This is a genomic window from Agaribacterium sp. ZY112, from assembly GCF_041346925.1.
GTDB lineage: Bacteria > Pseudomonadota > Gammaproteobacteria > Pseudomonadales > Cellvibrionaceae > Agaribacterium.
Genome location: NZ_CP166840.1, coordinates 1,028,392 through 1,050,181, shown reverse-complemented (window position 1 = coordinate 1,050,181; position 21,790 = coordinate 1,028,392). Strand labels below are relative to the sequence as shown.

General features: G+C 46.7%; 21 protein-coding genes and 1 tRNA gene. 15 read left to right on the top strand and 7 right to left on the bottom strand.

The window, feature by feature from the left end; all coding sequences use genetic code 11:
• Positions 1-32 precede the first annotated feature (32 nt).
• Positions 33-109 (top strand) — tRNA-Arg (locus AB1S55_RS04615).
• Between the two features lie 99 nt (positions 110-208).
• Positions 209-1,006: a D-hexose-6-phosphate mutarotase gene (locus tag AB1S55_RS04610; RefSeq protein WP_370980617.1), complete on the top strand. Its 798-nt coding sequence runs from the start codon at positions 209-211 to the stop codon at positions 1,004-1,006.
• A gap of 146 nt (positions 1,007-1,152) precedes the next feature.
• Here AB1S55_RS04610 and AB1S55_RS04605 read toward each other — a convergent pair whose 3' ends face one another.
• The 3 genes from AB1S55_RS04605 to AB1S55_RS04595 are packed head-to-tail and all read right to left on the bottom strand — an operon-like array spanning position 1,153 to position 4,756.
• Positions 1,153-1,524 carry a hypothetical protein gene (locus AB1S55_RS04605; RefSeq protein ID WP_370980616.1) on the bottom strand — a complete coding sequence of 124 codons (372 nt, stop codon included), beginning with the start codon at positions 1,522-1,524 and terminating at the stop codon, positions 1,153-1,155.
• Complete coding sequence (locus AB1S55_RS04600; protein WP_370980615.1) at positions 1,524-3,101, bottom strand: S41 family peptidase; 1,578 nt, start codon at positions 3,099-3,101, stop codon at positions 1,524-1,526. The genes AB1S55_RS04605 and AB1S55_RS04600 overlap by 1 nt, the downstream gene beginning before the upstream one ends.
• Before the next feature lie 20 nt (positions 3,102-3,121).
• Positions 3,122-4,756, bottom strand: a complete 1,635-nt coding sequence (locus AB1S55_RS04595) for a S41 family peptidase (protein WP_370980614.1) — start codon at positions 4,754-4,756, stop codon at positions 3,122-3,124.
• 213 nt (positions 4,757-4,969) lie between these two features.
• Here AB1S55_RS04595 and AB1S55_RS04590 point away from each other — a divergent pair, with 213 nt between their 5' ends.
• The 4 genes from AB1S55_RS04590 (at position 4,970) to AB1S55_RS04575 (ending at position 8,072) form a co-directional block, all read left to right on the top strand.
• Positions 4,970-5,179, top strand: a complete 210-nt coding sequence (locus AB1S55_RS04590; protein ID WP_370980613.1) for a hypothetical protein — start codon at positions 4,970-4,972, stop codon at positions 5,177-5,179.
• A 191-nt stretch (positions 5,180-5,370) separates the two neighbouring features.
• Complete coding sequence (locus AB1S55_RS04585; RefSeq protein WP_370980612.1) at positions 5,371-6,309, top strand: FHA domain-containing protein; 939 nt, start codon at positions 5,371-5,373, stop codon at positions 6,307-6,309.
• Between the two features lie 102 nt (positions 6,310-6,411).
• Positions 6,412-7,500 carry a ferrochelatase gene (hemH, locus tag AB1S55_RS04580; protein WP_370980611.1) on the top strand — a complete coding sequence of 363 codons (1,089 nt, stop codon included), beginning with the start codon at positions 6,412-6,414 and terminating at the stop codon, positions 7,498-7,500.
• 8 nt (positions 7,501-7,508) lie between these two features.
• The gene (locus AB1S55_RS04575) at positions 7,509-8,072 is read left to right on the top strand and encodes a hypothetical protein (protein WP_370980610.1); all 564 of its coding nucleotides are present in this window, start codon (positions 7,509-7,511) and stop codon (positions 8,070-8,072) included.
• 16 nt (positions 8,073-8,088) lie between these two features.
• Here the strand turns inward: AB1S55_RS04575 and AB1S55_RS04570 are convergent, their stop codons facing one another.
• Positions 8,089-8,961: a hypothetical protein gene (locus AB1S55_RS04570; protein WP_370980609.1), complete on the bottom strand. Its 873-nt coding sequence runs from the start codon at positions 8,959-8,961 to the stop codon at positions 8,089-8,091.
• Between the two features lie 72 nt (positions 8,962-9,033).
• On the opposite strand from AB1S55_RS04570, the gene AB1S55_RS04565 reads away from it, so the two are divergent.
• The 4 genes from AB1S55_RS04565 (at position 9,034) to AB1S55_RS04550 (ending at position 15,076) form a co-directional block, all read left to right on the top strand.
• Positions 9,034-9,954 (top strand): hydrogen peroxide-inducible genes activator, encoded by a 921-nt coding sequence (locus AB1S55_RS04565; protein ID WP_370980608.1) that lies wholly within the window; start codon positions 9,034-9,036, stop codon positions 9,952-9,954.
• Complete coding sequence (recG, locus tag AB1S55_RS04560; RefSeq protein WP_370980607.1) at positions 9,951-12,044, top strand: ATP-dependent DNA helicase RecG; 2,094 nt, start codon at positions 9,951-9,953, stop codon at positions 12,042-12,044. Before AB1S55_RS04565 ends, recG begins: the two co-directional genes overlap by 4 nt.
• Before the next feature lie 183 nt (positions 12,045-12,227).
• Positions 12,228-13,517, top strand: a complete 1,290-nt coding sequence (locus tag AB1S55_RS04555) for an HDOD domain-containing protein (protein ID WP_370980606.1) — start codon at positions 12,228-12,230, stop codon at positions 13,515-13,517.
• A gap of 167 nt (positions 13,518-13,684) precedes the next feature.
• Positions 13,685-15,076 (top strand): HDOD domain-containing protein, encoded by a 1,392-nt coding sequence (locus AB1S55_RS04550; RefSeq protein WP_370980605.1) that lies wholly within the window; start codon positions 13,685-13,687, stop codon positions 15,074-15,076.
• 78 nt (positions 15,077-15,154) lie between these two features.
• Here AB1S55_RS04550 and AB1S55_RS04545 read toward each other — a convergent pair whose 3' ends face one another.
• Complete coding sequence (locus tag AB1S55_RS04545; RefSeq protein WP_370980604.1) at positions 15,155-16,453, bottom strand: dicarboxylate/amino acid:cation symporter; 1,299 nt, start codon at positions 16,451-16,453, stop codon at positions 15,155-15,157.
• An 18-nt stretch (positions 16,454-16,471) separates the two neighbouring features.
• Positions 16,472-16,771 (bottom strand): HU family DNA-binding protein, encoded by a 300-nt coding sequence (locus AB1S55_RS04540; RefSeq protein WP_370980603.1) that lies wholly within the window; start codon positions 16,769-16,771, stop codon positions 16,472-16,474.
• 127 nt (positions 16,772-16,898) lie between these two features.
• Here AB1S55_RS04540 and ubiA point away from each other — a divergent pair, with 127 nt between their 5' ends.
• From ubiA to phoR, 3 genes are all read left to right on the top strand, one after another.
• Positions 16,899-17,762 carry a 4-hydroxybenzoate octaprenyltransferase gene (ubiA, locus tag AB1S55_RS04535; RefSeq protein ID WP_370980602.1) on the top strand — a complete coding sequence of 288 codons (864 nt, stop codon included), beginning with the start codon at positions 16,899-16,901 and terminating at the stop codon, positions 17,760-17,762.
• A 132-nt stretch (positions 17,763-17,894) separates the two neighbouring features.
• A complete protein-coding gene (gene phoB / locus AB1S55_RS04530) occupies positions 17,895-18,602 on the top strand; it encodes a phosphate regulon transcriptional regulator PhoB (protein ID WP_370981567.1) in 708 nt (235 codons plus the stop codon).
• 30 nt (positions 18,603-18,632) lie between these two features.
• Complete coding sequence (gene phoR / locus AB1S55_RS04525; RefSeq protein ID WP_370980601.1) at positions 18,633-19,946, top strand: phosphate regulon sensor histidine kinase PhoR; 1,314 nt, start codon at positions 18,633-18,635, stop codon at positions 19,944-19,946.
• 10 nt (positions 19,947-19,956) lie between these two features.
• On the opposite strand, the gene AB1S55_RS04520 is transcribed toward phoR, so the two are convergent.
• Complete coding sequence (locus AB1S55_RS04520; RefSeq protein WP_370980600.1) at positions 19,957-20,313, bottom strand: VOC family protein; 357 nt, start codon at positions 20,311-20,313, stop codon at positions 19,957-19,959.
• 168 nt (positions 20,314-20,481) lie between these two features.
• On the opposite strand from AB1S55_RS04520, the gene AB1S55_RS04515 reads away from it, so the two are divergent.
• Complete coding sequence (locus AB1S55_RS04515; RefSeq protein ID WP_370980599.1) at positions 20,482-21,069, top strand: hypothetical protein; 588 nt, start codon at positions 20,482-20,484, stop codon at positions 21,067-21,069.
• Between the two features lie 53 nt (positions 21,070-21,122).
• Positions 21,123-21,788 (top strand): pseudouridine synthase, encoded by a 666-nt coding sequence (locus tag AB1S55_RS04510; RefSeq protein WP_370980598.1) that lies wholly within the window; start codon positions 21,123-21,125, stop codon positions 21,786-21,788.
• The last annotated feature ends 2 nt before the right edge of the window (positions 21,789-21,790 follow it).

The window sequence follows — 21,790 nt, the reverse complement described above, 5'->3', positions numbered from 1 at the left end:
CACTAAGACACGCTCAGTGAGGCCCGACATGTGCATCCGTAGCTCAGCTGGATAGAGTAGGTGGCTTCGAACCACTTGGTCGGGGGTTCGAATCCCTCCGGATGCGCCATATTTTGTGTTTATCTAAGATGAACACTGTTGCACCCCCTCCCGCCACTTTCCCTCGCCAGAGCACGATGCTAAACGAGGCTAATTGGATATATCAGAGATGACATATATAGACCTGCAGCACGGCAGCGATAGCTTGCGCATATACGAACAAGGCGCACATATCAGTAGCTGGCGCTGTGACAAACAAGAACAACTCTTCCTAAGTAAGCACAGCGCTTTTAGTAAAGGCAAAGCCATTCGCGGTGGTGTGCCTGTTATTTTCCCTCAGTTTGCAGCCTTAGGGCAGGGCCCTCGCCACGGTATTTTACGCACCGCTCAGTGGCAACTAGAACAACAAAACAGTGATTCACTTAAGTTTGTTTGCCGCAGTACAAAACAGACTCAAGAACAATGGCCCGGCGACTTTGAAGCTCATTTTTGCGCTCAGCTCGGCGAGCGTAACTTAAGCATGCAACTCGACATTATCAATACTGGCCAGCAAAGCTTTGAATTTGCAGCCGCTTTACACACTTACCTTCAGCTTGAAGACGTACGCAAGGTGCAGCTAAACGGCCTTAAAGGTTCAAGCTATTGGGATAACGGCCAAGACTTTTCTATTCGCCAGCAAGAACAGCAAGAGACCTTGCGGGTTAACAACGCCATCGATCGAATGTACTTTGATGTACAAACACCTTTGCGACTGAGCGAGGCCAATCAGCATAGAGAAATCACTATGTCTGGTTTTTCTGAAGTCGTGGTTTGGAACCCTTGGGCTGAAGATACAGCTAAACTTGCAGATATGGCCGACGATGAATACTTAAACATGCTTTGCGTTGAAGCAGCTGTGGTTGATAAACCTGTCTGCTTACAAGCAGGAGAACAATGGCAGGGCCAACAAAAGATCAGCCTGCTATAACAGCACCTAAGGCTAAGAGGCATAGCTCTGCTTTAACTCGGTATTAGGGGGGCTTAGATATTAGGGGCTTTAGGTATTAGCGCTTAGTAGGCGCTAATACCGAGTTAAAGCGTAAACACGACAAGAAACATACACACCTTAAGTACCTAAGGTACAGCAACACATTGCACATGACGCAAAGGCCAACGCTGAGCAGTATCTTTAAACTCAAGCAAACAAGCATCACCTTGTTTAAGTAGCTGAAAACGAGGCCCGACTTGCAGCACATTACCGCTTAAATCGGGCTTATCGAGCACCAACAAACTGCTTTTCTCAAACATTTTTGCAGACAAGCGCACACTAGGCTGCTTCACCGCTTTAGCGATTAAACTCGAAAGCTCTTTGTGCGCCGCAGCATCGGCATCAACAATTAACGCTGCATGAGCCGCAAGTGGCTTTGCTGCCATGCCGCTACAGGCACTTAACAAGCTTAAACCCACACCAATCAGAGCCGCTTTTGTCTTTACTAAAAAGCTCATTAATGAGTCCAAATCGCACTAGAGCGCTCAGGTTTTCGATATAGCGCTCTGATGATAGGCTCATTACTTACAGATGTTTTATTAGAAGTCATATTAAGTGCTTTGTTATCGCAACTACCACTGTCTAATAAACGTAATGCTGCCGCAAAACGAGCTTCTTCTGAGTCACCTAAGGCGTGATCCAAGTCATCAGCAACATCACATGACTTTGAATGTTCCGCCTCAAAGCCTTGTGCATAGTCGCCAAAACCTAAAGCATTAACGCCAGTAAACTGAATAGTAAAATAGGTGGTTCCGCAATTATCTTGAGGGTAAAAACCATAAGGTTTACCACATGTCTTATCCCCAACAAGACCCACGTCGACCCCCACACCGCGTAAGCCATTGATAATAGCCTCACTAGCCGAGCATGTATCCGGGCCAATAATAACGACAACACGATTAAGATTTAAACTAGGCAAAAACTCACCTGCATCTCGTGACAAGCCAATGCTTTCACTTATAAAAGGTAAAGCAAGAATAGGCTCTTTGGTAACAGGATCAATAGCTGGGTGTTTATCATTAAACTGTGGTTCATAAAATACCACAGGCTCTTCTAAGCCCCTGCCACTAATCATATAGGCAAGCTGAGAAGCAATAGCTAAATAGCCGCCTCCGTTGTAACGTAAATCCAGTACTAACTCATCAACTTGATCAGAAGCTAACTGTTCTACAGCGTTAATTAAAGCATCTTCAGAAGTAGCAATATGATCATTAAACAATAGATAACCGACTTTTTGATCGCCACTTTGCACACTCTTTGAAAGTAATACCGGAGCACTTTCTACCTCTCGCGCAGTCATGGTAATTTCTCTCTCAAGCTCCGAGCCTAAATCTACCACCGTGAAATCGTGTGTAGCTAAGCCCCCAGCTAAAGGAAAAAGACCATTATTAAGGCGAGTAATAGAATCCTCTGAATCGATATCATACACACTCACATCATCAACACGTCTAATTGATGCTCCCCTTTTTAATCCCACCTCATCTGCAGGAGAACCGGGTTCGACAAAAGCCACCCTTATATCATCGGTTAAAAATCCACCAGACACAAAAGCAAGTACTTCCATACCGTAACCAAAACTAATACCACTTTGGCTTAGTTGTTCCCACTCATCTGTATCTACGGCAAAATGAAAACGATCTTTATTAAGTCGCTGAGATCTAAGTTTGTAAAAATACTCAAGTAGCCCAAAGCGGCCAGGGTTCCAATCACCTATTTCATCGTACCAAAGGTAGGTCTCATTACTCCAAGAACGCAACCAAAACTTCTCAAAGCGCTCACTGCCTTGTTGATCCCCATAAGCCTCTCCATCACTATTTGTGCCACTGCGAGGCAGTGCGCACATACCTTTGTATTCACTCGACGGCTTATACTCCAATTGCACCCATTCTGGTAGAACCCCTTCAGCATCAACACTAGGTATTGGGGAAGGGCGGATGAGGTTCGCTCTACCTTCCTTATGCGAAGAGCCTCCACCGCAAGCGCCCAACAGTATTCCACAGACAAAAACACAAAAGCACAGTATTTCTTTTGCCACCACATACAACTCCATAAAGGTTAATACGTCCAAATAGCATTGGTTCTAAATGGATTTTGTTTTAACAATTCAAAATTAGCTGCTGGTGCTGAGCTTTTGCTCTGTGAAGTACTCACATTAAGCGGGGTACAGGTACCTGTATCTATATAAGACAGGGCATTAGATAGTAGCCTTTCGTTGCTATCACCCAACGGGTGCTCAAGATCATCAGCAGCACGGCAACCAGCCATTTCAATTGTACCTGCGCCTGTGCCTGCTGGTGCAAACCCGTCGCTATAGTCACCAAAACCTAAAGCATTCACGCCTTTAAACTGGATGGAGAAATAGCTTGTGCCACAGTTGTCTTGAGGATAAAAACCATAAGGTTTACCACAGGTAGTGCCACCAACGAGTACCACATCAACTCCTGCACCGCTCAGGCCGTTAATTAAAGCTTCACTTGCCGAACAGGTGCCGCCGTCAGTAATAATGACCACACGATCGAGCGCTAAGGTCGGTAGTTGGCGCCCTGCCGGCTCAGACAAACCAACCGTTTCCGGAACAAAAGGCATAGCGGCAATTCGCCTTCCGGTCACTGGGTTTATTGTCGGGTGCTTATCATTAAAAATAGGTAGGTCAAAAACTATCGGGTCATCACTACCACGGCCACTCACCATGTAAGCAAGCTGCGCAGCGAGCACCAAGTAACCACCACCGTTGTAACGCAAGTCGAGTACTAGCTCATCGACACCTTCCGTTCTTAACTCTGAAATAGCATCAATAAGCGCGGTTTCTGCTGGCGCAACATGATCATTAAATACTAAATAACCAACCGACTTATCACCAAGGTCTAAAGTACTCACTTCAAGTACCGGAGAGCTTTCAATGTTCTCTGAAATAAGTGTTACGAAACGCCCAAGAGATGATCCTAAATCACGCACTGCAAAAAAATGAGTTTCACCTGTCTCCGATGGCGATAATCCAGCATTTAAAGTAGCAAGCCCTTGAGTTGTATTATCAGTGACGTTGACTCCATCAACCTCGACGATATAAGCACCACGACCTATACCTGCTATAGCGGCAGGAGAGCCCGGCTCTACATAAGCCACCCTAATCTCTCGACTAGGACGATCATTATCAACCGCCAACTGCATGCCATAACCAGAACTGACCCCACTTTCACTCAACTGCTGCCAAGCATCTGTTGGATAGGTGAAATGGAACTTATCTTTGGACTCACCACTGGCTGTCACTTCTTTGCTGCGAAGCTCGGCAAAATACTCTTCAACAGTAAAAGAAGCGGGGTTTAAATCACTTACCTCGTTGTACCAAAGGTAGGTATTATTGGTCCAAGAACGCAACCAAAGCTTTTCATGAAGCTCTGAACCTTGCTGATCAGTATAAGCTTGCCCCGATAAATCCGTCCCACTGCGAGGCAGCTCACAATAACTTTTAAAATTACTTGCTGGCTCAAAAACGCCTTGTTGCCAACTAGGATTACCCGAACCAGACGTAGTCGGGGGGCTTGAGGATTGAGGCCTCGGTGTAACAGATACGCCAGGGCTTGGTAGGCTGGTACTCGGCGGAAGAAGAGTTTCTTTGCCACCACCCCCTCCGCCACAAGCGCTCAGTATCAAAACAGATAACAGTGATACACAACCTAAACGTAAATACATGGCGCCCTTGATCCCTTTGTGCAAAAAAATGATTGGCGCAAGAATAACAGCGCATACAGTGATACCGCAAAAAACAGCTAAAAAGCCAACTCATGTAGCTACATTATGACTACCTGCTAAAACTACTAACAAAACACTAGTAAAGCTTGCTCCAGCACTATAAAATCCGCGCCGCGCCGAGCGGCGCTTCACATCAAATTAAGGAAAGGCCCTATGAAACTAGTTAAAAAATCCGCCGAGTACAGCGTATTCCAACGTCGTGATGGCCGTTATGCCGTCCGTGGTACTAACAGCAATTGGATCAACGGCGAAGACAAAGTTGAGATTCTTTATAAAGAAGAACTTCTTAAAAAGCCTGAGCCAAAGGCTGAGCCTGAAGAAGCTCCAGCCGAGGAAGGCGCTGTAGACGAAGCAGCTGAATAAGCCCTCCGCTTTAAAGCCGGCAATCGCCGGCTTTTTTGTGCCTGTCTTACTGGCCCGCCCAATCTCTTCTTAATGTTTGTTTTAGATTAATAGTTCTAATGCACTCTCGCGGTATATCTACAACTTAAGCTAGCGAGCCTATGCTCCGTGGTTTACTCTTTTACTTATATTACTACGGCCAACACCTCTTCATGCTGCAACTAACACGTCTAAATATAGGAAGTCATTCAAGTGACCATGCCGTAAATCACGCCGAATGGCTTGTAGAAGAAAATTATAGCTTTGGCACAGGCAGCCAAAACACCTATATAGTAAGTGGTGATGCAGTTTCTGAGCGGCAAGCAAGATTAAGCGTCAAACCTGAGCAGGTGGTATTGCATAATGTAGCTGGTGGCCAAAGTGTTTACCTAAACGGTAAGCCGTTAAAGCAAAGAGCCACTCTTAAAAGTGGTGACCACTTCAGTGTAGGTGAGGCGCGCTTCAAAATTGAAGACCCCAAACTGACACGCACTCCAGCCAAAACCAAATCCAAGGCAAAAACCCTTAAGCGCAACTGGCAGCTGAAAGGTTGCAATACAGCTATTGCCAACAAAATCATCCCTTTAAAAGGCCGCCTTAGCATTGGCCGCTCTCAAGAGTGCGACATCTGCTTAAACGTTATGCACTTAAGTCGCCAGCATGCGCGAATTACGGTAACAGCAGACCGCGTTCTACTCGAGGACCTTAACTCAGCCAATGGCACTTTTGTAAATGGCCAGAGAATAAAGCAACAACAACTTCAACACGGCGACGAGGTTGCTTTTGATACCCTGCGTTTCTTTGTTGAGGGACCAGAACAAGCAGCCGAAGTGCGCCCTCAAGCCGTCGACAATAAAACTCAGCTGCGCCCCAGTATCACACAAGAAGAAATAGATGCGCTTAAAGCCAACAAGCGCAAGAAACAAGTAAAGAAAAATAACCCAGATTTAGAACCTAAAAACCCGCCTATTGATCCGGAACTCAAGCAACAAATTGAACAACTGCAATACGAGCAAGATCAAATACAAAAACAGAACAACTCACAACGCATACTTATTGGCCTTCTCCTAGCTTGTATCGCTATCGGAATTTGGTTGTTTTTTGGCTTTTAATCATCAAAAGCGGCCATTCAGCACAAATACTTAAACTCTAAACTAGCTTTTGCAGAGCTTAGCTTGGCAAAATAGCTGCTAAATCATGACTGCAGCTACACAATGAAGTTTCGCAAGCAACAATTTGAACACGGCCAAAAAACACGCATTGGCATCCTAATAACTAACTTAGGAACGCCAAGTGCCCCAACAGCCAAAGCACTTAGACCCTACCTAAAGCAATTTTTAAGTGACCCGCGCGTTGTTGAAGTACCTAGATTACTTTGGTGGCTGGTTTTAAACGGCATCATTCTGCGCTTTAGACCCAAGCGCTCAGCCAAAGCTTATGCCAGTGTATGGACCAAAGAGGGCAGCCCTTTAAGTCACTATACAGCCGAACAAGCGCGATTATTACGTGAAGAGCTACAGGCCGAGTACGGCGACAATGTTGTCCTAGAGTGGGGCATGCGTTATGGCCAACCAAGTATTGCTAAGGCGAGCCAAAGCTTATTGGATCAAGGCGCCGACCGCCTTCTAGTACTGCCCCTATATCCTCAGTACAGTGCAAGTACCACAGCCTCGACGTTTGATGCTCTAAGCGAAGACTTCCGACAACGACGCTGGCTACCTCAATTGCGTTTTATCAGTGGTTACCAGCAAGATGGTGGCTATATCAACGCACTGGTTGAATCCATCAAAGAGCATTGGCAAGAACACGGCCGCCAAGAGCACCTACTGTTTTCTTATCACGGTCTGCCTATGCGCTATTTACATGCTGGCGACCCCTACCACTGTTTTTGTTTGCAAACCACACGGGCTGTCGCAGAGAAACTTGGCTTAAACAAAGAGGAATACAGCACAACCTTTCAAAGTCGTTTTGGGCGTGAACCTTGGCTGCAACCCTATACCGACTTCGAGCTTAAAAGAAGGGCGAGTGAAGGGCTTAAATCCATTGCCGTTATCTGCCCGGGTTTTTCGGCAGACTGCTTAGAGACACTAGAAGAGATCAAAATAGAGAATAAGGAGTATTTTCTAGGGGCTGGCGGTAAAGCATTTTTCTACATTCCAGCACTCAATACTCGCCCTGAACATATACAAGCTTTAGCGCAATTGTGTAAAAACAACCTTGGCGGCTGGCTAGAAAGCAATGAGCAGATAAACTCAGTAAAGGAATCCTATAAAACACACCCTCATAATCAGGTAGCAAAATAAGCTAAGCCATGCCTCTTCGCCACAATATGACAAAACAAGAAGCACTTTGCTTCCACGCTTTAAGGCGCTGGCAGCGTGTTCATATTTGGCAAGACTTTAAAGCATCTCTTCACCCTAAGGCCCTTTTTGCCGAACGCTTAAGCAAACAGACTGGCTGTATCAGACTAATGACCTTAGCGTTGATGCTACTTTCAGCCCCACTGTGGCTAGCTTGGGGCTTGTTCCATATCACCTTGAGTTCTTTAGCTCTCGGGCCAGAATTGCTAGCAACCTATATCAACCCACCCGGTTTACGAGCGCCAGGGGAGCGCAATATCAAAGGCCTGCACTATCAATTCGCCCGCTACATCCATCTGCCGCCGGATCTCTATATACGCTGTGTCGATGACTGGGTTGCGATTTTATACGGGCCCGACAAATGGCCTCGCTACAGCCTTAAACACTACCTCAATACCGACTATCTTTACCATCGTCGCGTGGGCTTACCAGATAACGACGACTTACAAGCCTTAGTTCAATCACAAATCAGCAATGCTCGCGAAGAGCTGAGCAATGATTTAGGCCATTATTAACGCTGTGCTACTAGGTTTAAGGCGCCTTAGACCGAAGCTGATCTTTATACTGCTGCAAAATAACAGCGTAGGCATCACGATAGCTTTTATAACGAAACTCGTAAGCCAAAGAACACAATAAGCTGTTATCAATACGGCGCTCTTTGGGCTTATCCAGCTCAGCACCTGCTTTAGCACAGCCCTCGCCATATCCATCAAGCCCCAGTGACTCTGCAATATAGGCTTGAATCTCTGAACTCAAACAAGGCCGCATGTCACTTGCAACAAGCAGTGAAGGTAGGTAAGACGCACTCAACTTGCGCTTCACTAGAAACACCAAGACCGCAGCGGCATCTTGCTCATGAATACGATTGGTCCAGCGCAGCAGCCCAGGCTTTGCAGCCTCCACCTGGCGAATTAGGTGAAAGCGATAATCACCATAAATACCAGAAAAGCGAACAATACAGTGGGCTAAATCGCTTTGACGCAACTGCTGTTCCATTTCTAAGAGTACTTTAGCGGTTGGCTTGTCAGGTTTAGCTTCTAGTAATTCACTTAGTACCGGACCTTGCCCACTGCCCCACACACTGGAACTTGAAACGCACAGTACAAAAGGGCTCAGACCTTGTATTTCTAAGGCTTGCAGTACTTTTTGCAGCGGGTATAAATAAGACTGACGATAAGCCTCTTCACCACGAAGATCAGGGCTCATGGTAAAAATAATGACATCAGGCTTACAAGATAAAACCTCTTCTACTCCCGACTCTTGGCTTAAATCTGCGCAGATATGCCGCTCTCTTTCAGCGGGGCTTCGAGCAACAGAGTAGAGCTCAATAACTGAGTCCAACTCTGCTTCAGCCAAACGGGCTAGACGCCCCCAACCAAGCCAAAGTACTTTTTTTCGCTGCATATTTTGGTCTCCACGCTCTCTGCGGTAAACTTTTCTTATTAAACTCTTAAAACTAATAGTTTCTACGACATTATGACGCTAACCGAACTGAAATACATTGTCACCTTGGCTCAAGAACAACACTTTGGCCGAGCAGCAGAGCGCTGCTTTGTCAGCCAACCGACTCTTAGCATCGCCGTTAAGAAACTCGAGGAAGAGTTAGGCGTTAGTTTATTTGAACGCAGTAAAAGTCGTGTCTACCCAACCCCACTTGGTGAGAAAATCATAAAGCAAAGCCAAGTTGTGCTTGAGCAAGCAGGGGCCATTAAAGACATCGTTGATGCCGGCAAAGATCAGCTCACAAGCCCTATGCATATTGGAGCTATTTTCACTATTGGCCCCTATTTATTGCCCCAGATTATCCCCGAGTTGAATCAATTAGCTTCTGACATGCCGCTTTATGTTGAAGAAAGCTACACCGCGACCTTACGCCGCAGAATTCGCCAAGGTGAACTGGATGCAATTGTTGTTGCTCTTCCTTTTACGGAAGCCGATGTGGTTACTCAACCTTTGTACGAAGAAGATTTTGTTGTACTCATGGATAGTAAACATCCACTGGCTGAACAGGAAAGCATCAAAGCCGACCAACTCGTCGAACACCAAGTCTTATTACTCGGCGAAGGCCACTGTTTCCGCGATCAGGTCATAGAGGCGTGTCCAAAACTGCAACCTTCACTGGCTGATAACCAAGGTAAAATACGCAGTGCGGCAGAGGGTAGTTCACTCGAGACCTTAAAATATATGGTTGCTTCAGGCCTCGGCATTACCGTTCTGCCTCGCTCAGCAGCAACACCGAGCTTGCTAACCAACGATTTACTCTGCATTCGTCCTTTTGCCGGTGAAGCGCCTAAGCGCACAGTCGCACTTGCGTGGCGAGCCAGCTTTCCACGCTTACAGGCGATTGACGCCCTGCGTGAAGCCATTAGTAACAGTGGTGTTGGTCACAACCTGTGAACTCCAGTGCCGCGCCATCACTAGCTCAGCTACCACTCACAGCGCTACACGGTGTGGGGGCAAAGTTTGCCGAAACACTCAGTAAGCTCGATCTCTACAACGTCCAAGATTTACTGTTTCATTTGCCTTTTCGCTATGTCGATCGCAGTCGAGTTCGCAGTATTGGCAGCTTGCGTATGGGAGACATGGCACTGATTGAAGCGCGAGTGCTGACAACTCAAGTACAATTTGGCCGCAGGCGCAGCTTAAGCGTAAAAGTTGAAGACGACAGCGGCCTTATCAATTTACGTTTTTTCCACTTTAACGCAGCGCAAAAAAACAGCTTTGACCAGGGCCGTTTAGTTCGCCTTTTTGGTGAGTTAAGACCCGGATCATCAGGCTTAGAAATCTATCACCCAGAATTTGAGTTTATTGATGCACCTTCATCACCCCATGACGAGGAAGCCAAACTCACCCCAATCTACAACCTGTGCGACGGTGTCAGCCAACCACGAATACGTAAGCTCTGCGAACAAGCCATCGAACTCTTACACTTACAAGCTCCTGATGAGCTACTTGGCGAGCAGGTAAATCAACACTTTGCGGTCAATAGCCTCGCACAAGCGCTGGCTTTTATACATTCACCTCCAGCCGACACAAACCAACAGCAACTCTTTGATGGTGAACATCCGGCGCAACAACGCTTAGCTTTTGAGGAGCTGCTCGCTCACTATCTAGTGCATCAACGCCAGCGCGCCGCAGCACGCGAAGAACATTCACCCAGTATCAGTGTGAACGCAACGTTGCTACAACCGCTCTTGGACCAGCTGCCGTTTGAGCCTACGGCTGCTCAAAAACGCGTTATCAATGAAATTGCGAAAGACCTTAAACAAAGCCACCCGATGCTACGCATGGTTCAAGGTGATGTGGGTTCAGGAAAAACCTTAGTGGCGGCAATGGCGGCCTTAGCAGCCGTGCGCAGTGGCCAACAGGTCGCTCTGGTAGCGCCAACTGAAATCTTAGCCGAGCAGCACCTACGCAGCTTTAAACAATGGCTTGAGCCACTTGGTATACAGTTAGACTTATTAGTTGGCAAACTCACCGCCAAACAGAAAACCAGCGCCAATGCTAAGTTACTGGGCCATGAAACGGACATTGTCATTGGTACCCACGCGCTCTTCCAAGACAACGTGCGTTTTCGCAGCCTCGGTTTGGTCATTATTGATGAGCAACACCGCTTTGGTGTCGCCCAACGCTTAAGCTTGCGCGATAAAAATGACAGCCTCCTCGTCCCCCATCAGTTGGTCATGACCGCCACGCCCATTCCACGCACACTAGCCATGACCAGCTACGCCGAACTTGATTTCAGTATTATTGATGAACTGCCTCCGGGACGAACCCCCATTCAAACCGTCGCCATTAGCCAAAAACGAAAAAACGACATCATAGAACGCGTTGATGCTGCCGTTACTGAGGGGCGACAAGTTTACTGGGTATGTCCTCTCATCGAAGAGAGCGAAACCTTAAGTGCAGCCAATGCAGAAACAACCTATGCAGAACTTAAAGAAGCACTGCCACACGCCAAGTGCGAGCTGATTCATGGACGCCTAAAACCCGCCGAAAAAGAACAGCGTATGGCCAGCTTCAAACAAGGCCATAGCAGGATATTGGTCGCGACAACCGTTATTGAAGTTGGCGTCGATGTACCTCAAGCCAGTGTTATGATTATTGAAAACCCCGAGCGGCTCGGCCTTGCCCAGCTACATCAGCTACGTGGCCGAGTAGGGCGTGGCAGTACTGCCAGCCACTGCGTTTTATTACATGGGGACAAACTCAGCCAACACGGAAAGCAGCGCCTCGCGGTGTTACGAGAGAGCAGTGACGGTTTTTATATCGCCGAGAAAGATTTAGAAATGCGTGGCCCAGGAGAATTCCTAGGCAAGCGTCAAGCCGGAGATATGCTCTACCGTGTAGCTCACCACGAACGCGATGCCCACATGCTCGACTTAGTACATGAATACGGCCAAAGCCTTATTCAGCAACAACCAGAAACGGTTGAGAAGCTCATTCAAAGGTGGTTTGGACAACGCCAAGACTACGCATTGGCTTAAACTACACTTGTAAACTGTGCTCAAGAGCACAGCAAACTAACGCTCATCTTTTTGTATGTGCAATTTGTCGTGTAAGGCCTTTGTCGTCCGTGACGACTAAGGTAAGGTGAGCGCCACTGTAAAGTTGAGTCAACAACTAAGCAGTAAGGACTACTGTGCAATCGCGCCAAAGGAGAGCGCAACATGGATTCTGCAAGCCAGCTACAGCATTGGTTGGAGCATAGGGACCTCAACCATCGCTTAAACCCCATCCCCCTGATACAGACCAAAGTATCTAAAGGTGAATGTGTGGTTCGCGCCGTGTTATTTCTGCACAAAGAAGAATCTGGTGAGCAGCACTATGTGCAAATTCTAGTTGCCAGCGAACGCTTTATTCAGCCGGCTTTGCTCAATCAATATTTTGGTGGCAGTTTCGAAGCATTAACAGGCTCTCAAGTACCCAAAGCATTTACACACTTACCTGCCCTGCCTCGCTGGCAAGGTTTGAATTGTTATGTGGATGCGGCTTTATTTGAGTTTGACCGCCTCTATTTAGACTGCTTGCATAAACAAGCCAGCGTAAAGCTTCAACAAAACGACTTTCAGCAGATCATAAAACAATCTCGCTCAGCCCCTTTTAGCCACTGTGCCGAAAAGCAAAAAGAATCGCTGGCAAGCAGTACTGATTTTGCCCTACAGCGCCTTAAACAACGCCTTAGCAAGCCCATCGAGCTTGAAATCTTCCCCCCTTCAGTAGAAGCACTTAAGCAGCTCGAATTTAGCTATCAACAACGAGCTCATATCGAACATATCTTTCAAGCAGATGCGAGCTTAGCTGCCCAGCTGTTACGCCACTGCAATGCCGTAGAATACCGACATGATCGATGCTTACGCAGCGCTTTAGAGATGTTCGACACTCAAGAATTATGTGAATTTGGCCTATCACTCAAAGCCAGCGCTTTGCCGACCAAACACGACCGTATTGTCGGCCGTCGCTATCAAAAACAGAGCCTTGTTGTCAGCCAAGCCATTACTACGCTAGCCTGCTTAAGCGAAAAAGACGAAGGAATCAGCTTAGGTTTAGCCAAACTAACTGGCTTATTGCATAACTTTGGTCAGCTGCTTATTTATCAGCTATGCCCTAACTATCAAGAGCACATTCACTCGCTCTTAAAGGCAAACCCACATCAAAGTTATTTAGCAATACAAAGCGAATTGATGGGCGTGAGCCACAGCAACATCACAGCCTACCTACTTGAACAATGGGGGCTGGCCGACGCCGTAGTCACAGCCGTGCGCGAGCAGAATAATAGTAACTACCAGGGCCCTTATAGGGACTACGTATTATTGTTACGTTGCGCCGTTCACTTGCTCAGTAAAAGTGGCTCCATTCATGGCTCACTCAACTGTAACTACAAAGAAGACTTGGCAGAACTCAAAATCAAAGAGTTTGATGCCGAAGCTATCCCCCTTATCTACGTCGATATCGACTAGGCCGCAACAAGCTCGCAGCTTTTGAACACAGCCAAGGCTTAATCCACATCACTCTTTTTGAGTATAAATCCTTCACGCCAAAAATTTCTTAACTATGCTAATCAGGAGCCTGTCGTTTTATTAAAAAACGGAATTCACTGTAGACCGGCCCTTGAAGGAGGTGCAGCATGTCAGTATCGCAAAAGATTATCGATCTTCTGCAGGATAAACCGAACGTAGCCTACACCATCACGCCCAAACCCGTAGCCAACAAACCAATAAGCATAGTGCCGAAGAATGATATGAGCTGTCTGGTAAAAGGATTAATATTCAAAGACAACCAAAACCAACAAGTACAAGTTTTGGTTCCTCAAGGTAATATCGTCGATCTTGATGCGATGTTTCGCCATTTTGGCCGCCAGTTCGAGGGAGTTAAATTACAAGAAGTCTGGTCGCTAATTAATGCCAAGGAACTACACACGGTTCCGGCCATCCCTCAATGGCAAAACATGCCCACCTTTATTGATGAGAGCCTGCTTAAAAAAGAAGAGCTCCTTCTTGATTCAGGTGACAGCGAGCAACTGGTAAAGCTCAACCACGACAGCTTCAGCTCCATGGCTGAACCTTGTGAAATAGGCAGCTTTAGCAGCCCTGCACCCGTGATGGATGAGAGCAATGCCAATGACGAAGCCCACATTCTCGAATCTGTTAAGCGCTTCACTGAGAGACGTATAAAACAGCGCTTGGATGAAACTCTAGAACTACCACCACTGCCAGAAACAGCTCAACGTATTATCAAATTGCGAGCAGATCCTAACGCTGACATCAATGACCTTACCAATATCGTCGAAATAGACCCAAGCTTGGCTGCCCAAGTCGTAAGCTGGGCTGCATCCCCTTATTATTCGGCTCCCGGAAAAATAAAAAGCGTTCACGATGCCATTGTGCGCGTGCTTGGCTTTGACATGGTATTAAACTTGGCCCTAGGTCTAGCTTTAGGCAAAACCTTAACAATGAAGGCGCTCAGTAAAAGTGATGTAGATGAGTATTGGCAAAACGCCGTTTACACAGCTGCAACGGTTGAAGGTCTTGTAACCAGCATTAGCCGTGAACACAGGCCCAGTTTTGGTATGGCCTATTTAAGTGGTTTATTAAACAATTTTGGCAGCTTAATTGTGGCCGAAATATTCCCGCCTTATTACCAGTTACTCACAAGGGCAAAATCTGCGAATCCACATATTCACCCACCCGCGGTAGAACAACACACTCTAGGAGTGAGCAGCAATCAGATTTCAAGCTGGCTACTTAATAATTGGAATATGCCCGAAGAGGTCGTCACCGCTTTACGCCAACAAAGTAATCCTATGTTTAATGGCGAACATGCCGCCTACGCAAAATTAAACTACCTAGCCAAGCAACTGCTCGCCAACCAAGGTTATGGCAGCATACTGCCGGCTCCTATTGATAAAAGCATATTTGACGCATTGCACTTAAATGAAGAAACGGCCAAAGAAACCGTGGCTAATATTTTAGAATCAGGCAACGACCTTGATGCCATTGCCGAGAAAATGCGAGGCTAAAAAACTAAGACTAATAACATTGAAACCACTAAAAAGGGCGATCAAAGATCGCCCTTTTTAGTGCAGCTAGAGCCTGGCTTACTTCTGCGCCAAGACTTGTGTCTCACCTTCGGATTTCGCCACAACCACTGCACAACACGAATCACTCCAAACATTCACAGCGGTTCGCATCATATCTAGGATGCGATCGGTCAGCAGCAACAAGCCTATACCTTCAGCAGGTAAGCCAATCGCCGCTAAGATAATAGTGATCGCAACCAAGCTGGCGGCTGGGATACCGGCAACGCCAATGGAAGTTAACAAGGCCACAAAGACGATGGTGAACTGGGTCACAAAACTTAATTCCAGACCATAGGCCTGAGCAATAAACATGGCAGCGACACATTCATATAAAGCGGTGCCATCCATATTGATGGTCGCCCCGAGTGGCAAGACAAAACCTGCAGTCTTATTACTGACTTTGGCATTTTGCTCTACGCACTTCATGGTTAGAGGCAAAGTGCCAGACGACGAGGCGGTAGAAAAAGCCGTTAGTAGGGCAGGGGCCATCGCTTGATAGTGGCGCCAAGGGTTAACTTTCGCTACATACTTTAAAACCAGTGGCATAGTTATAAAAGTATGGGCAAGCAATGCTGCAAAAACCGTCAACATAAACAACAGCATCGGCTTAATACCAGCAAAACCGGTGGCCATCACCACTTTACCTATAAGCCCCAAGACCCCTAAAGGCGCGAACTTCATAATAAACATAGTGATCAGCATCATGGTTTCGAAGACGCCTTGCCAAAAATTCTCGAGCACACTGCGCTTTTCTTTGGCAACTTGCATCATAAAATAGCCAAAGAGCACACCAAAGGTAATCAACCCCAACATCTGACCTGCCGCTGCAGCGCCAATAATATTCGGCGGCAACATACGCAAGAAAATAGCAGCTAAGTCTGAACTGCCCCTGCCTTCAACCATGGCCAATTTCGCCTGCACAGCACTGTCATCACTAAGCGCCAGTAAGTCACGGGCAGGCTCGCCATCAATAATGCCTGGAGCCAATAGGTTTACAAAAAACAGGCCCACCATAATAGCCGCAAAGCTCGATAGCAGATAAAACGCTAAGGTCTTGCCGCCAATTCGCCCCAAATCTCGCCGCCCAGCGATGCCGCTTACCGCACAGATCATGGAAGCAAGCACTAAGGGTACAACCACCATTTTTAAGCCATTTAGAAACATATCACCTAAAAAGGCAAAGCTTTCGTAGATGTTTAAGCCTAAAAAAACCGTCGTTTTATCAAAACTAAAACCCAGTAGACCCGACAGTAATTTCAAGACGATAGGCAACGCCATCGCCACCAGAATTTGTTGATAAAGAGGAAGTCTCAACACCTGTTTTCCTTATTAAATCTACTTATTATGTGGGGGATTAAGTGCATCTTTTAAGGCTTGGGCCGGACGAAAGCGCACCTGCTTAGAAGCAGCAATAGTCAGAGCCTCTCCCGTTTGAGGATGACGCCCCTGTCGCTCAGCACGCAAATAAGCCTCAAAAGTACCCAGCCTGGGTAAACTAATACGTTGCCCTTTGGCTAGCGCTAAGCTCAGCTGTTCAACTAAACAATCAAGTACCAGCTCCGCCTCAGCAGGTTTCAAAGACGCACTTGCCACAATTGAATGAAGCAAGGCTTTCTGCGACGTCTTCTGCAACATAGATGCTTCCTTGAAATGCCGTAATAGAGCCAACATTAGAGCACAGCCTCGCATGAGCGTAAAATCGGCCTTTCTTCACTATAGACTCCTGCGCTATGCTCGCCGTAAGCAAGCACTGATTTGAACTATGACTCTCAATAAGAAAAAAATACGCGCCTATATTGCCCTCACCCGTCTCGACAAACCCATTGGTATTTACTTAGTTCTATGGCCGACGTTATGGGCACTTTGGCTCGCTGCCGACGGCCTACCTAGCTGGCCTAACTTGTTTATATTTATTGCCGGTGTGCTGCTAATGCGTTCAGCAGGTTGCGCAATTAACGACTTTGCAGACCGCAAAGTGGATGGACACGTCAAACGCACCCAACAACGCCCGCTAGTTAAAGGTACGCTAAGCAGTAAAGAGGCGCTGAGTCTTTTTGCAATACTATGCAGCCTAGCTTTTATACTTGTGTTATTTACGAATCAACTGACTATTCTATTAAGTTTCGGGGCTGTCGCTCTGGCTTCGCTCTACCCCTTTATGAAGCGCCACACGCATATGCCACAAGTCGTGCTTGGAGCCGCTTTTGCTTGGGCCGTGCCCATGGCCTTTAGTGCTGAAACTGGCTCGCTCAACCTGCCCAGTTGGCTACTTTTTACAGCCGTGATTCTGTGGACCGTTGCTTATGACACATTTTATGCCATGGTTGATCGTAAAGATGACTTAAGGATAGGGGTTAAAAGTACCGCCATCTTGTTTGGTGAGGCTGATAAAGTCATAACCATGACCCTGCAAGCCTTAATGATTTTTGCACTTATTTTAGTTGGCCAACGTTTTGAGTTGGGTATTTATTACAAGCTCAGTTTAGTTGTTGCAACAGGGCTTTTTATCTACCAGCAGTGGTTAATACGAGATAGAGAAGCTAAAGCCTGCTTTAAAGCCTTCTTAAACAATCACTATGTTGGTATGGCGATATTTTTTGGTATTGCCTTAGATTTGGCACTTTAAATGGCTTAATTGCGGATTTATTACACTTAAATTGCAAACAACCCTAAACTTGTCATAAAAGCGTAACCAAATCTTTATTAAATCTGTCACACGGAAATAGAGCCAAAGACAAGTAGAGTTGTAGCGCAAATGATGAACCAAAAAACCATTTTGATCGTTGATGACGAAGCCCCTATTCGGGACATGCTACGCGTAGCCCTCGAAATGGCCGAATACCATGTTATTGAGGCAGAAGACGCCAAACAAGCACATGCCATCATTGTTGATGCTCAACCCGACCTTGTTCTACTTGATTGGATGATGCCCGGCACCAGTGGTATCGAACTTGCCCGTCGCCTCAAACGAGATGACCTCACCCAGCAAGTTCCTATCATCATGCTTACGGCAAAAGGTGAAGAAGATAACAAAATCCAAGGCCTTGAGGTGGGTGCCGACGACTACATCACCAAGCCTTTTTCACCACGTGAATTGGTAGCACGCTTAAAAGCCGTATTGCGCCGCACTCAGGCCGTAAAACCTAGCGAGCCGATTCATGTTGATGGCTTATGCTTAGACCCAATCAGCCACCGAGTCACCATTAACAATAAAGCAGTACAAATTGGGCCTACCGAGTATCGTTTATTAGAGTTCTTCCTTACCCATCAAGAGCGTGTTTACAGCCGTAGCCAACTACTCGATCACGTCTGGGGTTCCAATGTTTATGTTGAAGAGCGTACCGTCGATGTTCATATTCGACGCCTGCGTAAAGCCTTAACGCTTGAAGATCACGACCGTTACATTCAAACTGTGCGCGGCGCGGGTTACCGCTTCTCTAACAACGTCAGTGTGGCTACAGAATAAAGCCAGCACGACACTCATAAGATATTCTTTATGCGCAAGGGTTTAGCCACCGAGATCCGGTGGTTTGCTGTCTATTTCTGCTCGATTGTTTTTGTTGGCTTATCGTTTGATATTGGCCGCGAAGCCGCAATTTTTGCACTCGCTACTTACCTTATCTGGATTTTACGGAATCTAGGCCAACTGGAAGATTGGATCGCTTTAGCCCGTATTGGCAAAGTGAAAAAGAACAACTTCTTTGGTATTTGGGGTGAAATGGCTGACGACATCAAATTGATGGCCCAGCGACACGACAAAGAAAAGAGCCGCCTGCAAACCGTCGTTAGCCGTGTTCAGCAAATGACCTCGGCTTTAAGCGATGCCGTAATACTCGTTGATCAACGCGCCAATATTGAATGGTGGAACGATGCTGCCGGCCCCATGCTCGGTCTGCAGAAGATAGACTTGGGTCAGCGTGTTACCAATATTATGCGCGAGCCTCTGTTCCAGAACTATTTTGATACCGAAGACTTTAGCGAACCTCTTGAAATAGAAAACTACAAAAACGAAGAACAACAACTGCTCTTCCAAGTTCACCCCTTTGGTGCTGGTGAATGCCTTATTGTCGTTCGCGATGTCACACGTGTTGCCAAACTTGAGCAAATGCGCCGCGACTTTGTCGCCAATGTAAGCCATGAATTACGCACACCACTAACGGTCATTCGCGGTTATGTAGAAACCTTGATAGACATGCCCAATATTCAGCCAACACTGCAAAAGGCATTGCAGCAGATGCACGAGCAAGGCATGCGTATGACCTCTTTGGTGAATGATCTAATCACACTCACCAAGCTCGAAACGGATGACCGCACAGGCCAGAACAGCAGTGTTAACCTGCACAAGCTATGCGGACTTATCATCAACGACGCTCGAGCCATCGACCAGTGTGGTCACACTCTTGTCAACGAAGTCGCCGAATCTATCTATATTCGCGGTAGTGAAAAAGAACTGCGCAGCGCGATTAGTAACCTTGTGTTTAACGCCGTCAAATACGCTGCCGGAGATACAGAACAGGGTCGTAACATCCGCATTTGGACTCAAACACATGGCCCTATGTTTGACTTACATATTAGTGATGACGGTGTTGGCATAGACCCCAAACATATACCGCGCCTAACCGAACGTTTTTACCGTATCGATGGTGGCCGCGCGAGCTCTGCCGGTGGCACAGGCCTTGGGCTAGCCATTGTTAAGCATGTATTAATTCGTCACGATGCCATATTACGTGTGACCAGCCGACCGGGCAGCGGCTCCACCTTCACTTGCGCCTTCCCAGCAGAGCGCATTCAAAAAGACATTAAAGGCTAAGTTGTAGAACTTAGCCTTCGCGCTGCCACATAGCTAACTCATTACCACTGGGCTCGATAAAGTGAAAACGACGCCCGCCTGGAAAAGAAAAGATCTCTTGGCTTATCTGCCCCCCGCACTCAAGCACCTGCTTATAGCTCTGCTCAAGATCCTCAGAATAGAGCACTAACAACGTAGCTCCTTGCTCCGCTCTAGACCTAAGTTCAGAGCGGTAGAAGCCACCACTTAAGACGCCATCATTAAAGTCTATATAGTCAGGGCCGTACGACTGAAACTGCCAAGCCAATAAACGCTCAAAAAATATTTGTGTCGCCTCTAAATCACAGGCAGGAAACTCCAAATAGTCGATTTTGTGGTGCTTACTCATAATCACTGTCCTATTGATTCACTTTTTATGTCGCTCAACTATATGCTTGGTTGCGCTAAAAAACAGCTACACACGCCATCCAGTATTAGGCCTATAAACTCTGCAACTAGCAAAGCTATGCAAGCTTTCAGCTCTTGGCTAAAGTTAAAGCAAGCAGATGGAATGCCTATGACCATGTTAAACCTGCACGTTATAAGTAACGAGCAGAGCACCAGTGACAGCAAACTCAATAAGCATCAAAGCTATCGCTGCCTAATAGAAGGGCAGGAGCGCTTCCTGCTTGAACACTATCGCCGCCTTAATGTGATGCAAGAGAGTGAAATTATTGACTTGGAAGACTCTCATAACAGTTTGCACATAGTCCAGCATCACAAAGCTGGGCGAGAGCTGGTTGAAATAAATTCACTCAGTGAGCATACTAGCTGGCAACTCAGAGACACTCAGCTAATTGATACAGAAGGTCACTGTATCGCCGTATATCGACACACTGGGAAGCAATTTAGCAACTTACTTTTTAATATTAGCCAACTTGAAGCACTCGATACCATTGTTACCGATGCACACCTTCAACGAGTATTGCTTGCTATGTTCAAAGCTCCCCCACAGCCACAAGATCCTCTCAATAAAGTAGTTAGTCTTTTTAAGCACAAAGAACAACTCAACGAGTGTTTGCGGATTAAGTTACTTGGCTGGAATCAGAGCTATAGCTTAGCGCTAGCCCTAGTGCTCATTCACCTAAGTAGAGGCGATAGCTAGAGCCACTGTATAAGAGTCCTGTACACTACAGATCCACACTGTAGCGAAACACCATGGCCTTAATCGTATTACTCAATAAACCCTATGACGTACTTAGCCAATTTACCGATGGCCAAGACCGATCTACGTTGGCTGATTATATTAACGATGACAAATTACGTAAGGTCTACCCTGCAGGCCGCTTAGATCGAGACAGTGAAGGCTTAGTTGTGTTGACCGACAACGGCCAACTTCAACATGAAATTGCCAACCCTAAAAAGAAACAAGAAAAAGAATATTGGGTACAGGTAGAAGGCGAAATTGATCAACAAGCACTTAGCCGCTTGTGCCAAGGCGTTGAGCTAAAAGACGGAATCAGCCTACCTGCGCAAGCAGAAACACTGGCTAGCTCAGAGCTCGAAGCACTCATATGGCCAAGGGTTCCCCCCATTCGCGAACGCAAAACCATTGCAACGTCTTGGCTTAAATTAACCATCCGTGAAGGGCGCAACCGCCAAGTGCGCCGTATGTGCGCAGCTGTTGGCTACCCTTGTTTGCGCTTAATACGCGTACGTGTCGGGCAGTGGCGCTTAGCCAATAAGCTATTGCAACCTGGCCACTATGAAGTTATCGAAGTGGCAGACCCAGCACCAAGAACAAAATATAAAAGAAGCCCGAATAAACACACACATAAGCATCGCGGTGCTCAGCGACAAAATAAACGCTCGGCCCCCAAATAAAA